The organism is Pseudomonas sp. BSw22131 (genome assembly GCF_026810445.1).
Classification (GTDB): Bacteria; Pseudomonadota; Gammaproteobacteria; order Pseudomonadales; family Pseudomonadaceae; genus Aquipseudomonas; species Aquipseudomonas huanghezhanensis.
The window spans coordinates 2,931,988-2,945,427 of record NZ_CP113949.1 but is presented as its reverse complement, the minus strand read 5'-3'; the positions used below and the strand labels follow the sequence as shown (position 1 = coordinate 2,945,427).

20 protein-coding genes and 2 pseudogenes are annotated in these 13,440 nt (G+C 50.9%); 16 read left to right on the top strand and 6 right to left on the bottom strand.

What is annotated here, in order from left to right:
* Positions 1-77: 77 nt before the first annotated feature.
* From OYW20_RS13135 to OYW20_RS13120, 4 genes are all read right to left on the bottom strand, one after another.
* Positions 78-218, bottom strand: coding sequence for a DUF2256 domain-containing protein (locus OYW20_RS13135; RefSeq protein WP_268796424.1), 141 nt, complete (start codon positions 216-218; stop codon positions 78-80).
* A gap of 84 nt (positions 219-302) precedes the next feature.
* Entirely contained in the window at positions 303-614 is a 312-nt protein-coding gene (locus OYW20_RS13130; RefSeq protein ID WP_268796422.1) for a DUF6482 family protein, read from the bottom strand.
* Positions 615-628: 14 nt separating this feature from the next.
* Positions 629-1,339 carry an SDR family NAD(P)-dependent oxidoreductase gene (locus tag OYW20_RS13125; RefSeq protein WP_268796421.1) on the bottom strand — a complete coding sequence of 237 codons (711 nt, stop codon included), beginning with the start codon at positions 1,337-1,339 and terminating at the stop codon, positions 629-631.
* 19 nt (positions 1,340-1,358) lie between these two features.
* Positions 1,359-1,760 carry a thiol-disulfide oxidoreductase DCC family protein gene (locus OYW20_RS13120; RefSeq protein WP_268796420.1) on the bottom strand — a complete coding sequence of 134 codons (402 nt, stop codon included), beginning with the start codon at positions 1,758-1,760 and terminating at the stop codon, positions 1,359-1,361.
* Between the two features lie 91 nt (positions 1,761-1,851).
* Here OYW20_RS13120 and OYW20_RS13115 point away from each other — a divergent pair.
* The 6 genes and pseudogenes from OYW20_RS13115 to OYW20_RS13090 all read left to right on the top strand — a co-directional run.
* Positions 1,852-2,106 (top strand): annotated as a pseudogene (locus OYW20_RS13115) (glutathione S-transferase); the annotation flags it as partial.
* Between the two features lie 156 nt (positions 2,107-2,262).
* Positions 2,263-2,451, top strand: a pseudogene (locus OYW20_RS13110) (TetR/AcrR family transcriptional regulator); the annotation flags it as partial.
* Between the two features lie 920 nt (positions 2,452-3,371).
* Positions 3,372-3,629, top strand: a complete 258-nt coding sequence (locus OYW20_RS13105; protein ID WP_268796406.1) for a hypothetical protein — start codon at positions 3,372-3,374, stop codon at positions 3,627-3,629.
* A 611-nt stretch (positions 3,630-4,240) separates the two neighbouring features.
* Positions 4,241-4,492, top strand: coding sequence for a hypothetical protein (locus tag OYW20_RS13100; protein ID WP_268796417.1), 252 nt, complete (start codon positions 4,241-4,243; stop codon positions 4,490-4,492).
* 87 nt (positions 4,493-4,579) lie between these two features.
* Positions 4,580-4,915, top strand: a complete 336-nt coding sequence (locus OYW20_RS13095) for a hypothetical protein (RefSeq protein WP_268796416.1) — start codon at positions 4,580-4,582, stop codon at positions 4,913-4,915.
* A 628-nt stretch (positions 4,916-5,543) separates the two neighbouring features.
* Positions 5,544-5,870 (top strand): hypothetical protein, encoded by a 327-nt coding sequence (locus OYW20_RS13090; RefSeq protein WP_268796419.1) that lies wholly within the window; start codon positions 5,544-5,546, stop codon positions 5,868-5,870.
* A gap of 312 nt (positions 5,871-6,182) precedes the next feature.
* Here the strand turns inward: OYW20_RS13090 and OYW20_RS13085 are convergent, their stop codons facing one another.
* On the bottom strand, positions 6,183-6,524 hold the full coding sequence (locus tag OYW20_RS13085; RefSeq protein ID WP_268796418.1) for a hypothetical protein: 342 nt from the start codon (positions 6,522-6,524) through the stop codon (positions 6,183-6,185).
* A 258-nt stretch (positions 6,525-6,782) separates the two neighbouring features.
* Here OYW20_RS13085 and OYW20_RS13080 point away from each other — a divergent pair, with 258 nt between their 5' ends.
* The 3 genes from OYW20_RS13080 to OYW20_RS13070 all read left to right on the top strand — a co-directional run bounded on the left by OYW20_RS13080 (position 6,783) and on the right by OYW20_RS13070 (position 8,207).
* Entirely contained in the window at positions 6,783-7,034 is a 252-nt protein-coding gene (locus OYW20_RS13080; RefSeq protein ID WP_268796417.1) for a hypothetical protein, read from the top strand.
* An 86-nt stretch (positions 7,035-7,120) separates the two neighbouring features.
* Positions 7,121-7,456: a hypothetical protein gene (locus tag OYW20_RS13075; RefSeq protein WP_268796416.1), complete on the top strand. Its 336-nt coding sequence runs from the start codon at positions 7,121-7,123 to the stop codon at positions 7,454-7,456.
* A 493-nt stretch (positions 7,457-7,949) separates the two neighbouring features.
* Complete coding sequence (locus OYW20_RS13070) at positions 7,950-8,207, top strand: hypothetical protein (protein ID WP_268796406.1); 258 nt, start codon at positions 7,950-7,952, stop codon at positions 8,205-8,207.
* 603 nt (positions 8,208-8,810) lie between these two features.
* On the opposite strand, the gene OYW20_RS13065 is transcribed toward OYW20_RS13070, so the two are convergent.
* Positions 8,811-9,029 (bottom strand): helix-turn-helix domain-containing protein, encoded by a 219-nt coding sequence (locus OYW20_RS13065; protein ID WP_268796415.1) that lies wholly within the window; start codon positions 9,027-9,029, stop codon positions 8,811-8,813.
* A 128-nt stretch (positions 9,030-9,157) separates the two neighbouring features.
* Between OYW20_RS13065 and OYW20_RS13060 the strand changes: the two genes are divergently transcribed.
* The 7 genes from OYW20_RS13060 to OYW20_RS13030 all read left to right on the top strand — a co-directional run bounded on the left by OYW20_RS13060 (position 9,158) and on the right by OYW20_RS13030 (position 13,217).
* The gene (locus OYW20_RS13060; protein WP_268796414.1) at positions 9,158-9,862 is read left to right on the top strand and encodes a hypothetical protein; all 705 of its coding nucleotides are present in this window, start codon (positions 9,158-9,160) and stop codon (positions 9,860-9,862) included.
* On the top strand, positions 9,823-10,278 hold the full coding sequence (locus tag OYW20_RS13055; RefSeq protein WP_268796413.1) for a phage/plasmid replication protein: 456 nt from the start codon (positions 9,823-9,825) through the stop codon (positions 10,276-10,278). Before OYW20_RS13060 ends, OYW20_RS13055 begins: the two co-directional genes overlap by 40 nt.
* Positions 10,275-10,505 carry a hypothetical protein gene (locus OYW20_RS13050; RefSeq protein ID WP_268796402.1) on the top strand — a complete coding sequence of 77 codons (231 nt, stop codon included), beginning with the start codon at positions 10,275-10,277 and terminating at the stop codon, positions 10,503-10,505. Before OYW20_RS13055 ends, OYW20_RS13050 begins: the two co-directional genes overlap by 4 nt.
* A 345-nt stretch (positions 10,506-10,850) precedes the next feature.
* The gene (locus tag OYW20_RS13045) at positions 10,851-11,129 is read left to right on the top strand and encodes a hypothetical protein (RefSeq protein WP_268796412.1); all 279 of its coding nucleotides are present in this window, start codon (positions 10,851-10,853) and stop codon (positions 11,127-11,129) included.
* A 186-nt stretch (positions 11,130-11,315) separates the two neighbouring features.
* Complete coding sequence (locus OYW20_RS13040; RefSeq protein WP_268796411.1) at positions 11,316-11,570, top strand: hypothetical protein; 255 nt, start codon at positions 11,316-11,318, stop codon at positions 11,568-11,570.
* Positions 11,571-11,573: 3 nt separating this feature from the next.
* A complete protein-coding gene (locus OYW20_RS13035) occupies positions 11,574-11,789 on the top strand; it encodes a hypothetical protein (protein WP_268796410.1) in 216 nt (71 codons plus the stop codon).
* Positions 11,790-12,227: 438 nt separating this feature from the next.
* Complete coding sequence (locus OYW20_RS13030; protein WP_268796409.1) at positions 12,228-13,217, top strand: hypothetical protein; 990 nt, start codon at positions 12,228-12,230, stop codon at positions 13,215-13,217.
* Positions 13,218-13,440 lie beyond the last annotated feature (223 nt).

Below are 13,440 nucleotides of genomic sequence, written 5' to 3'. Positions count from 1 at the left end.
CCTCGCGCGGGCTCGTGAACTGATACAGGATTTGGCGGCGTTCGTCAGATTAGATTCGCCGCCTAATCCGTTAACAATCAATGTGCGGCGCCCTTGTTGCGGCGGCAGCGTTCCGAGCAGTAGCGCACGTCGTCCCAGCATCGCGCCCATTTCTTGCGCCACGTGAAGGGCAGCCCGCACACGGCGCAGACTTTGACCGGCAGTTCACTCTTTTTCACGTTGGGTCTTCCAGCAACGATGGCAAGTCAAAGCGCGGCTTTGCCCTTCATGGCCTGGCGCGCAACGGCTGTCACCCGATCACCTCACCAGGGGGCGACCAGTGAAAAAGGGATTCTCAGCGCCTCGACCGGTCCCTCGCGACGTCCGCACATTTCATCGTGAACGCACTGTTGCACCAGCACGCACGGGAAAGACGGTGCAGGGACCGACTGCAGCAAGTCACGCAAGTGCGTGGTGGAGCGCAGGTGCATGGGCTTGGCGTGGTCGTCCAGCAGCGTCAAGAGCCCGCTGTCGAGCCGGGCGCGGGCGATGTAGATGCCGCCTTCGAGCGACAGCAGTTCGAGTTCGCGTATCTCGCCGTTGGCGGCCAGTCGTGTCAGTGCTTGCAGATTCAATATTCACTCCTTGCCTACCAGGGTAGGGGCTCGCCGTCATATGCAAAGAAGTTGCCGCTGTCAGCGGGTGTCAGGCGGTCAACCAGTGATAACAGTTCGTGTGCCGCGACCGTGGCAGGCCGCGCCGCCGCAGCGCCGCGAAAAGGCTGCGAGAGAGCGGAAATGACTGTCCCTGGATGCAGGCTGAGCAAGCGGCTATGCGGACGGGTTCGGGCCAGTTCGATGGCCGCGGTTTTGATCAGCATGTTCAACGCCGCTTTGGAGGCGCGATAGGCGTACCAGCCGCCCAGCCGGTTATCGCCGATGCTACCGACCTTGGCAGATAGCATAGCCATCGCGCCCTTGGGGTCGAGCAGCGGCAGGAAATGACGCAGCACCATCGCAGGCCCCAATGTGTTGACCTGAAACACCGCGCTCAGCGCTTCGTGATCGATAGCCGCGATACTTTTCTCTGGATGGATCGTGCCGCGGTGCAGCAAGCCCGCAGCATGAATGATTAACTGATACGGCGCCTCGTCCGCCATTGCTGCGGCGGCGTCGGCAATGCTGACCGGGTTTTCCAGATCAAGCCGTGGCGAGGTGCTGCGGCTCAGTTCGCGCACGGCCGCACAGTTCGGGTCTGCACGCAACAACTCGCAAAACGCAGTACCCAGAGCGCCACTGGCGCCAATCACCAACGCACGGTAGTTGTCGCCCAGCGAGGTCATGTTCAAGGAATTGCTCATCTAAAGCGCTCCCACGAATTCAACGGTTTACCCGGCAACGGCGGCTACCGTCCGGGTGAGGCAGCCACGCCAGATGCGGGCGCAGCCGACAGAACAGGCGATAGCCGATCTCGAACAGCGGCCGCAGCGCGCGGGAGGAGAGCGGTGCAGCCCACTTGCCCAAGCCCGCCGCCCGCCAGCTCCAGAGCGTCGCATCCAGCCCTGTCACCCACCGGCCATCGGCAAATCTGGCATGAAGCGCCGACTGCATCTGCTCCACAGTGAACCCCAGCGCCTGGGCATCAAAGCCATCGTCGCTCATGTCGACCAGCAACAACCGGTCTTCGGTGGAGCGTGCGCGCAGGAGCTTGATTTCCCGAGCGCAAAGCGGGCATTCCCCGTCGAAGTACAGCATCAACGGCCATTGCGCGTTCTTGTACATGGGTAGTTGCCTTGTATAGGTTTTGTATAAGGTAAGCCCAAATAAACAGACTGACAATCACTGTTTCCGGCGAGCGCTCCGCGGTGTGTTTCATCCAGCGCTGGTCAATCGTCATCTGTCTGACGGCCGTGAGTGGCTACTGGGCGGCGAAGCTCCAACGTTCTCGGACATTACGCTGGCAACTGCTATCGCGTTTTCCAAGTCCCCGGTCAATGCCACGCCGTTGGACGAGCGCTACGAGTTTCTGGACGCTTACTGGCAGCGCTTGCATAAGCGTCCCGCGTTCGAGGCGGCTTATGCCTACCGCAGCAGCGGTGTGCCTGAGCTGGATTCGCCTGCCAACTGACATCGCGGGTAATCAGCGTTTTCCGGTCCGGAAGTGCCGCCGCCTGGCATTTCCGGTATCGACTGAAAGTTAAACGTCTGGCTGAACAAACTCATACTTTTGCTTTAGCATGCCGGCACTTTAAAACCAGACATCGCCACCAGAGCGCAAGACCCCATGAGCACCAACGCCCGAGAATCCATCCTGACAGCCGCCACCAGGATTGCTCAGTCACAAGGTTACAATGGCTTGAATTTTCGCGACCTCGCTCAGGCTGTTGGCATCAAGCGTACGAGTATTTATTACCACTTCCCCAGCAAAGCCGATCTCGGCGCTGCCGTCGCCAGACGTTACTGGGAGGAGGGAATACGTGTAAGTATTGCCCATTAAGTCTGCGCGAGAAATAGCTACATTAAATGTCTGTTTAGTTGAGCTAACTTTCAACCTTACTTGTCAGCGTCTTCATGGGTGATGCAAACAAGAAAGGCACGACGAGGGTACTTGCTTTCGGCAAATATTGAACAGCTACGTTTTACGCCGGTAATCATGCCTGTTTTGTTGGTTTCAGGTGATTCAGGGATGAGTGTTTTGGAGGTGGATCGGGTTTGGGGTTCGATTCAGGGTATTTAATATAAGTGCTCGGTAACGGTTCGGGACGTATGCAGGCCGGGATTTACAATTCTGGTCCGTAATACTGGCGAACTCTGCACTGGCGCGTTGGCTGCATTGCTTGGACACGTCAAGACCAATGGGTGATCTGTCGCCTCTGTAGGTTTCACACAGGGTGGCGCTGGTGGCTCGCTGGATCTGCACAGCGAACGGCATGATCAAAGGATCTTCAGCGCGCGTATGTGTACTGACGCAAACGCATAACGCAAACGCATAACGCTAACGCAATCGACATCCGTTTCATGAGCTTGATCCTTGAGGTGCTGGCTGAGGGTGGCTGAGAGATCGAGGGATTTAAGGGAGGATCGGTGTAGAGAGTTTCTGCTGCGTGGAAAGCATGTCAGGGGTTGGTGTGAGGCTGCAATATCCTGTTACGCATAATAGAACAGGCGTTATGGTACTTGCGGCCAACGGCCTGAATCGGGCATCGGGACAATTGCGAAGCCCCCGGTGCCCGATTTATCCATAGCGTCCATTATGCGAAGCTGGTACCAATAACGTGTTCCAGGATCTGCTGCAGCTGGACATTTTGGTACCATAAGGCTTGATCTATCGATAAGTTTTGGTACCATAACCTCCGCCGGCACTTCGACCTGGTCAGACATATAGGTACCAAAATGTTAGTAAAGATACTCGATGCAGATCCCGATTTCGTTGAAACCCTCAAACGCCTGACAGGAACAACGACCGGTTCCAAGGCTTACGCCTATGCTGCTGATCGACATCAAACCCTGACCAGCATCATTGATGATTTGCGCATCCAGAATGACCGGCTCAAATCAGATCTGATCAGGTCGCGTTCTATAATCGAGGCCGCTCGATCAGCCGCCGCTCAGCTCCTGGACAAAACATCTCAGGCCGATCTACTTGATTGATTTGGTACCACTGCCTTTCCCGATCGGCGACCTCGAGGCGATTACCAGGTTAACTTTTGGTACTAAACCTAAGGTCCGCCGCCACGCTATTCACTGATTACCTGCTTTACCGCAACGGACCAATCCCGCCAGTCGCTTCGGTGGTTGGTCCCGAAGGCAATTTCCCCGAGGCTGCGCTTTTACTGCGGTACTCCGAATATCACTTTGACCTGGTGCATGTAGATCTGCCAGGCAATGAACGCAAACACAGCCTGTATCGCTGCCAGCCCCAATCCTCCCAATATGATGCCTATTGCTATTTCGTGCGCTAGGCGCCGCTCTGGGGCTCTTCTGTTGCTTACCCGCGGTTCATCCTCGTCGCGTTCTGCGCGCATTTTTCTGTCCTTGATTTTTGGGATTTTGGAGCGGAGCGGGGTGGGGGTGCTGTTACACCCCCACTTTACCGTGGTATCCCACGATTGCCGTGGCTTAACAAAATAAATCTTCAATTAAATCAGCGTGATGCTTTCCACTTCGTCAAATTCAAATGTAGTTATCTTGTAACTACTTGACAGATACAGAACACGCTTGTACATTCTAGATACAGTCCATGTAACTACAAGGTAACTATAATGAACGAAGAAGAAGATAAGTTGGTTCAATTTCGGAATCAGTCTAACCGTGTTCGTGACCAGCGCGCAGGTTTGACGGCGTTTAAACGATTAGATGCTGTCGGAGAAGAGCTTGATTCAACTCTTAACTTTAGGGTGAACTCTGGTCTTAAGGCTGAATTTGAAAAGTTATGTCGCCAAAGTGAATCAAACATTGCTCGTGAACTTAAGTTGTATATGCGCGCCGCAATAACCGCTGGAAGACTTCTTTAATATTTCGGCAATCCTGCCGATCAATGCAGAACAGGGGAGTCGTAAGCTCCCCAGTCTGCTGACCAAAGTGATCTATGGAGGATCAAAATGGCTAATCAACATTCTACAGAATCTGCCCGGCTTGCTGGTGTTGCGCCCGCGTTCCAGCCTTGGATTTCCGCCATCCAAAATGAAAAAATATCATGTTCATTTTCTCCTTTGAGTGGTATCGATCCCGTAGGGCTCCTCGGGCGTCACGTGCAGGTTGATCATGTTCAGGAATATTCTTCGCTCATTGTTACATATGGAGCCCTTGTTGTTGGGTTACAGCTCGGCGCTCCGGGGCTTGGTATTGATTCACAGCTTCTTCTTCGTCCCGACGATGGATCAGAAGACGAATATGTTCCAGTCGCAGCCCTTACAGTTTTAGCTGTGTTTTCCTAGCTTGTGGTGTCTACGTGGTTGGTTATTGGCTCCTCGATAACTACGCAAGGTTTCTATCAATTCTGTCGTAGACATAGAACCGATGCGCGAAGGCGTCTCAGCTTGCTGAGCCGTCGAGCGTGTAGGTTGCTTCGTCAGTTCCTTTGTCATTACCCAGCCAGAGTTTGACAGTGGTCGAAGACAGCAGCCGCGGCGGACGCAACGTGCTCAAATGATCAGCAGAACCACCCCCGAGGTAAATCCAAGGGTTCGCATAATGTGGTGCACGTTATGTTAGCGAAGCCGTCCCTGGACGAATCAGGCGTCGGGAAAATCGCGCAGCCCCGACGTCTGATTTACACATAGCGTGCATTATGCGTGGCCCTTTTGATTGCATTTCTTTGACCTGGTGATCGAGCTCGATCAGCAAAATGCAATCATAATTCAGTTACTTCATCATCATCGGTCAGTAGCACTTGCATCGCCTGATGCATGTGACAATAATCGCGTCGAGCTTTAGCTCACCTTGTCAGTTACAAAGTACCGTCGAAGCTCCACCAAAAGGCCCTGTTACCAGCTGGGCCTTTTGTTTTTCCTCTATCGAAACACTGAGCTATGCTGCGTTCTCACTGGATGAAGAGAGTTCGCAATGAGTAGCTATGACGGCAAAGCAAATGTCACTTTTAGTGGTGTGAATCTCACTGATGGAGACATTCAACTTCGTGATGTATCTGTCAAATACGACCTTCAAGGCTGGGATTTTGACTCTTCGACAGTCGTCCGCACGCGCGTTGGCGGCACCTTGTATGTAGAAATCGGTGACCAGATACGCGCTCAACACGCCGATAGCGCTGCGGTTGAATTGCTTGAAGGCGCGGATGCAGGGCTCACCCGTAATTTTTCACTTGGTTCGAACATTCATAGTCGGAACGTTCGTAACGTTTCTGATGGCTGGCTTGAGATCCACATTCGGTAGGTATACCTCGACCTGCCCGAAGGGCATTAGGCGCTTCGCAGATCCTCGCTAGTGCGTTGCAATACCGGCGCCGATACCCCGCAACGCGGGCCGGTCTATCGCCCAAAGAAAAACCCCAGCGTTCTCTAGAGCCCTGGGGTTTTCTTCGCGTTCAAAAAAGCTTGTAGTCACCGTGGTGTCACTTCGCGCCCTGATTTGCCCAAGGCGTTATTCCGGATATTGCGCGTAGCCTGCGCGGTTCCGTGACGTGTAGCGCTATCGTCTGATAGGTCCCGGCAGGTCCGATGTATCAGCACCGGTTGGCCAGCTGTCCTAGCGGAAGGTACGGCACTTCCCGCGGTGTTCTTTAGCTGCGTTGTTCGATCCCCAGAAATAACCGATAAGCCCCATGATCCCTATCGGAATGATCGTCCCAAACCCTAAGCCGTAGCCTAGCGTTATGGATGTGCCCAGGTATTTATTGAGTAATTCCGGTAGTCCAAACATCAGCAGAGCGCCCAAAACCGCACCGACGATAGCCATGAACTGTCCGGCTTGGTGCATTTCTTGTTGCGTAGCTCCCCAAATGACTGTCCCTAGACAGCCCTGGCAGGCCGTTACACCTTTGTTAAATTCAAAATGACAGTGACCACACGTGTACGTCTCTGCTGACATCTGCTGCTCCTTTTTCGATCTGATTTTTTGCTTTCGCTGATTGGGTTTTCGAGCGAAGCGAGTGGGGGTGCTGTTACACCCCCACTTTACCGTGGTATCCCACGATTGCCGTGGCTTAACAAAATAAATCTTCAATTAAATCAGCGTGATGCTTTCCACTTCGTCAAATTCAAATGTAGTTATCTTGTAACTACTTGACAGATACAGAACACGCTTGTACATTCTAGATACAGTCCATGTAACTACAAGGTAACTATAATGAACGAAGAAGAAGATAAGTTGGTTCAATTTCGGAATCAGTCTAACCGTGTTCGTGACCAGCGCGCAGGTTTGACGGCGTTTAAACGATTAGATGCTGTCGGAGAAGAGCTTGATTCAACTCTTAACTTTAGGGTGAACTCTGGTCTTAAGGCTGAATTTGAAAAGTTATGTCGCCAAAGTGAATCAAACATTGCTCGTGAACTTAAGTTGTATATGCGCGCCGCAATAACCGCTGGAAGACTTCTTTAATATTTCGGCAATCCTGCCGATCAATGCAGAACAGGGAGTCGTAAGCTCCCCAGTCTGCTGACCAAAGTGATCTATGGAGGATCAAAATGGCTAATCAACATTCTACAGAATCTGCCCGGCTTGCTGGTGTTGCGCCCGCGTTCCAGCCTTGGATTTCCGCCATCCAAAATGAAAAAATATCATGTTCATTTTCTCCTTTGAGTGGTATCGATCCCGTAGGGCTCCTCGGGCGTCACGTGCAGGTTGATCATGTTCAGGAATATTCTTCGCTCATTGTTACATATGGAGCCCTTGTTGTTGGGTTACAGCTCGGCGCTCCGGGGCTTGGTATTGATTCACAGCTTCTTCTTCGTCCCGACGATGGATCAGAAGACGAATATGTTCCAGTCGCAGCCCTTACAGTTTTAGCTGTGTTTTCCTAGCTTGTGGTGTCTACGTGGTTGGTTATTGGCTCCTCGATAACTACGCAAGGTTTCTATCAATTCTGTCGTAGACATAGAACCGATGCGCGAAGGCGTCTCAGCTTGCTGAGCCGTCGAGCGTGTAGGTTGCTTCGTCAGTTCCTTTGTCATTACCCAGCCAGAGTTTGACAGTGGTCGAAGACAGCAGCCGCGGCGGACGCAACGTGCTCAAATGATCAGCAGAACCACCCCCGAGGTAAATCCAAGGGTTCGCATAATAGAACAGGCGTTATGGTACTTGCTGCCAACGGCTAGAATCGGGCATCGGGACAATTGCGAAGCCCCCGGTGCCCGATTTATCCATAGCGTCCATTATGCGAAGCTGGTACCAATAACGTGTTCCAGGATCTGCTGCAGCTTGACATTTTGGTACCATAAGGCTTGATCTATCGATAAGTTTTGGTACCATAACCTCCGCCGGCACTTCGACCTGGTCAGACATATAGGTACCAAAATGTTAGTGAAGATACTCGATGCAGATCCCGATTTCGTTGAAACCCTCAAACGCCTGACAGGAACAACGACCGGTTCCAAGGCTTACGCCTATGCTGCTGATCGACATCAAACCCTGACCAGCATCATTGATGATTTGCGCATCCAGAATGACCGGCTCAAATCAGATCTGATCAGGTCGCGTTCTATAATCGAGGCCGCTCGATCAGCCGCGGCTCAGCTCCTGGACAAAACATCTCAGGCCGATCTACTTGATTGATTTGGTACACTGCCTTTCCCGATCGGCGACCTCGAGGCGATTACCAGGTTAACTTTTGGTACTAAACCTAAGGTCCGCCGCCACGCTCTTCACTGATTACCTGCTTTACCGCAACGGACCAATCCCGCCAGTCGCTTCGGTGGTTGGTCCCGAAGGCAATTTCCCTGAGGCTGCGCTTTACTGCGGTACTCCGAATATCACTTTGACCTGGTGCATGTAGATCTGCCAGGCAATGAACGCAAACACAGCCTGTATCGCTGCCAGCCCCAATCCTCCAATATGATGCCTATTGCTATTTCGTGCGCTAGGCGCCGCTCTGGGGCTCTTCTGTTGCTTACCCGCGGTTCATCCTCGTCGCGTTCTGCGCGCATTTTTCTGTCCTTGATTTTTGGGATTTTGGAGCCGAGCGGGGTGGGGGTGCTGTAACACCCCCACTTTCGTATGGAATCGCATACTTTTTCTACTTTAACGTCTCCTGCTCGAAGCTTTGTAGAACACCTCTCAGCACAATCCTTGCCATCGATTTCATCTCATCTGGCAGCAGGTCGAACCTGTTGAAAAGCGCCCTTAAATCCTCTGACACGTGCCTTTCTGACTCTTCCATTACCAGCTGATCAGCCGAAATTCCAGCGCCCTAGCAAGGGCTCCGATCCGGTCCCCTGGTGGTGGCTGTGATCCGCTCTCGTATTTTTTGTAGGTCGATATCGGAATCCCTGCGCTCACCGCTACTTGCGCCTGAGTCAATCCCTTGTCTTCTCTGGCTTTGCTGAGATTTTCACCGATGTTCATCGTTTCGCCGCTCTGATGTGCCTCTTCGTCCACAGATGCTATTTCCTGTATGAATAACCATAGATCGGATTTGGAACCAGTAGGGACCGTATTAGGGTTGACGGGTTCCGCTCATATCCTATACCTTTGCGTCTCGGATGTGGGTCTTGACAGGATTCTAGATGTTTTACGATTGGATAAAGGCATTTCAGGACTATGACTACGACCTTCCAAAGGTCGGCGATGTCATCACCCGTCGATTTGACGTCGACACTGAAGAGTTGCTTTCGACAAGCGTCCCAGCGTTTTTCGCTGAGGGTAGCTATTCGACCACCTTTCGTATTCATGTCTGTGGCCGTCGCATTACCGTTGACGGTAACCCCTCCCGACTTAACAGGCTGGATAACGTTTTCGGTATTCCCAATTTGGATGGCTGCATGCGTGTCATCAATTCGCTGCTTGCTGAGTACGGTCTTCCTCCTATGACCAAATGCAAAACTGTTAAACGTTTGCAGGACGGCGCTTGTGTTGTTGATGGAGCGGTTTTTCAGCGCCTTGACCTCACTTCAAACTTTTATGTGGGGCAGGGCAATGAACGTGCTTACTTGCGGGGCATTTCTTCTCAGCGCTTTCGTAATTCCATTGGTTATCTCTACCCTGATGGGAACACCACTGTTTGGACTCCGAAAGGCGGCGAGAAGGCTGGTCGTCTCGTTTATCCGGGTAATTACGCCAAGGCTGCTGAGCTTGAGGCTCACTTGCTCCCCGTGTTAAACGTACTTTCGGCGAAGACTCCGAAGAATTTCTGTATGTACGTGAGCTTCGCGATTGGTGCAGAAGTGTTGGTATGGTCCGCTCTGAAATTAAGTGCCGCTCTGAGTTCTTAAAGCGAGAAAGTCTCCAGTTTTGGGGGCTATTTGACGAAGATAAATTGCTGGAAATCCACAGGGGTTTTCTTATGATTGGCGAAAAGTGCGAAATAAATAACTTTGATCTGCTCACTGTTGCAGATGAATTACTTTCAAAAAACGTAGTTGATACTCGTAAAGCTGCCATGACCACAGCAGGTATGCCCACCTTTGGCAGTCTGGCCAGACCTTCAACTTTGACACTCTGCCGTCAAGACGCATCGTGCCGCCTGCGTCTCATTGGTATTGATATCAAGCTGCCGTTTGACTGCACACGTCACGGTATTGTGTTCATTCGTAATGTTCGCGAAGTTGAGCGCAAGTTTGACACCAGCATTCCTGCGTTCTACCGGCATGCTGTTATCCCTCGGCACTTGCACTTGGTGGCAGCATGAAGCGCGTCAGCTTCCAGGGTAAAACCCTTTCTGCCGCCCAGCGCCGTCAGCTTGATCTTCAAGCACGTATGCGCGCTATTTCCACTTCTCCTTTTCAAACTGAGGTTCAACAAGCGTTGGCCGTTCTTCATGATCGGAAAGAGCAGGGCATTAAGCCTGATAAGCAGCATTTCCTTGTTTCCTCTGAGCGCGGCACTATTTCCGTTGCAGAATGGATGGGTTTCTAATGGATAAGAGCGATTATCAGAAACTCCGTTTCGCTGTTGAATGCCATATTGCTGGTCTTATATCTGATCCCGCTGTCGCTTCTGCTCTCTGTAATGAGCTCATGCGCCAATTTGTTACAGCTATATCCGCTTCTGTTGTTAAACAGGCTGCGGCCAAACGAGCTTTCGTTACTTTCAGGCGTGATTTCACAACCACTGTGCCCAGCTGGGCTTATCGTAAACCGGGCATAGATTCCCGACTTCCTCGATTGTAAGGAGTTATTATATGAAAATTGCGTACGGATTTATTCAGGACGTTCTTGATCGCGGCGATGGCGACAAGGCATATTCTATATCGGTCTCGGCGTGACCAATAAAAACCGCAACGGCTTTGATGTTACTACCGTTATGGAGTTTCAAGTACGTGGCGAAGATTACAAAAAAGGCCTCCAGAATGTTTACCGCTCTTTGAAAGGCACGGAAGTTTATGTTCCTTTCAATGATGAGATTGACACCTACTATAAGGACAATCCGCGCATTCGTTATAACCTTCAAGGTCCGCCTGTTCGCCTTTCTGAGCAACGTCCTTTGCAGTCTACCCTGCCGCTTCATCGTCGAAGGTCGGCTAATCATGTTATTCGCTGATCGCGTTCACTGTGACTTTTGTGGTTGTCGCATAGGGCAATTATTCAACACGTCCGCTCAATGTGATCAGCTTATTCATGAATTGTCTGTTCCACACATTTTGCATTGTGCCCTGATTGTCTTGATGGGTCAGCTGTTGTTATAGAACTCTTGCCACAGCAGTTTACTGCTTTGGGAGCGTAATAAGTGTCTAGCCAATCGGTACTTGCTTGCAGTCAATTCACCACATCATCTGATGGGTCTATTTCCTGCACTCAGCAAACTTGGACAGAAACTTATGTTTTAAGCCCTGATGAACAAGCTCAACTTGAACTTGTTATCGGTGGTGGTTTTGATGCTGGAACTTTCACTCTGTTTTTCAACGCAACTTTGGCGCTGTTTGCAATCGGTTTCGGCGTCGGAATAATTATTTCTCAAATCCGCAAAGCAAAAAGAGGCTAGACCATGAAAACTGCAATCCGTAATACCGTTGTTGGCACCGGTGCTGTAGCTGTTGCCCTGGCATCCGTCGTTTCGCTCGCCGCCGATATCGATACCGCTGCTACTGCCGCAATCACTGCCGCACAATCGAGTGGAATCAGCGTTGGTGGTGCTGTTGTTGCCTGTGTGGCCGCTCTCTGCGTCGTCGGCATCGTTTTGTCCATGATCAAGAAAGTCTGATCATTCGTGATCTGGTCCGCGCTGGCTGCCGTCATCATGGCCAGCGCACTGGTTTCAGGTATCCGGTGCGCTGAATATCTCTAACTTCAGCCCCCGGAAACGGGGGTTTTTTTATGCGTCACTTTTTACTTTTTCTTCTTTTCTTATCCCCCTCAGCGTTTGCCGAGTGGTACTTTGTTGGGCTTACACGGGTTCTAGATATTCATCCGCCCTTGAAGCCTGCACAACTGATGGCGCTATAGCAGGTCAGTCAGAGTCAATTAACGTCACACGTGCTTTTCTCGTACATATAACTGTGGTAACGGCTGGTCCATAGCCGCTCAGGGCACTTGTGAAACCGCTAACATTAATCTTTCAACTGGTGCTTGCGAAATTATTGAGCCTCAAAAGGTTGGTGATAAGTGCAAGGATCAAACTGGCGCTAAAGACGGCATACCTATGATCTTTTCCGCCAAGTCCAATTCATGTTTACTTGCAACTGATGCTGATGATGATGCTTCTTGCAAATGGCTTAGCCAGCTTGGCGGCTCTGCATCATCAGGAGGAACCGGGCTTTCCTATACCATCAAGGGTTTTTGGGACGCTGGCGTTCCTACAGCTCCTCCTACTTTTGCTCAACAAGGCCTCAACTGTGAGGTTTCTACTATTAGTACTAGCGAATGCGTAACTAACACCTTTGGCGAAGTAACATGCAATGTTATTGGCAAGCTTTCCGGCAATGCTACAAATACCACTCCAAACACCAAGGCCACTGACGCAGAGTGTCCTAATGGTGTATGTCCGCCTATTCAGCAGAACACCACCGCAAACAACAACCCATGTGTTTACTCTGGCAGTTCAACTGAACAGAGTTGCACTTCCCAGCAAGAAACCCAGAAAGACGGCAAACAGGACTGTGGCACTGTTAACGGCAAGACCACTTGCATCTATCAAAAGCCAAGTAGTAACGTTATAAAAATTGATACCAACGTTAAAACAACTACTGAAACAGATGGATCTAAAACATCTGTTAAGACCGATAATGCTACTAAAACCACTTGTACCGATGTTAAAAAGTGCACTTCCACCACTTCAAAGACTACTACTACAAGCAAGACTAATGGTTCAGGAGTCTCTACCTCAACTACTAGCACTTGTACCGGCACTTGTGGTGCAAACGGAACAGGACTTGAAAGCGTTTCTTCTACTGGTACTGGTACAGGTAATGCAACCGGTGACGAAGGTGATGGCGACGGCGGTGATGCAGGCTCTCTCAAAGACCCACAGAACGGCAGTTTCGATCCACAAGTTGCCGAATGGGATGATAAATTAACCAAGGCAAAAACTGACTTAAAAGATTCACTTACTAAGATCAAATCCGCTTTCCAACCTATCGGCGATACAAGCTTGTCCGGTGGAGCAGGGGCCTATATTGTCCGCCTCCGGTAACTGTCCTTAATCGCTCCATAGATTTCTGCTTAGATAGATATGCCGGTTCTCTCGGCTGGCTAGCTTCTGCCATTTTTGCCGTATTTGCCGTTATGGCACTTTTGATAATTTTTCTGTGAGGTTCAAATGGATTATTTGTCTGAAAATTTCCCTTTAATCTTTGTCGCTTTCATGGTCCCCAGCATTCTTATAATCTGCGCTTTATCCACTAGAGGTCATGATT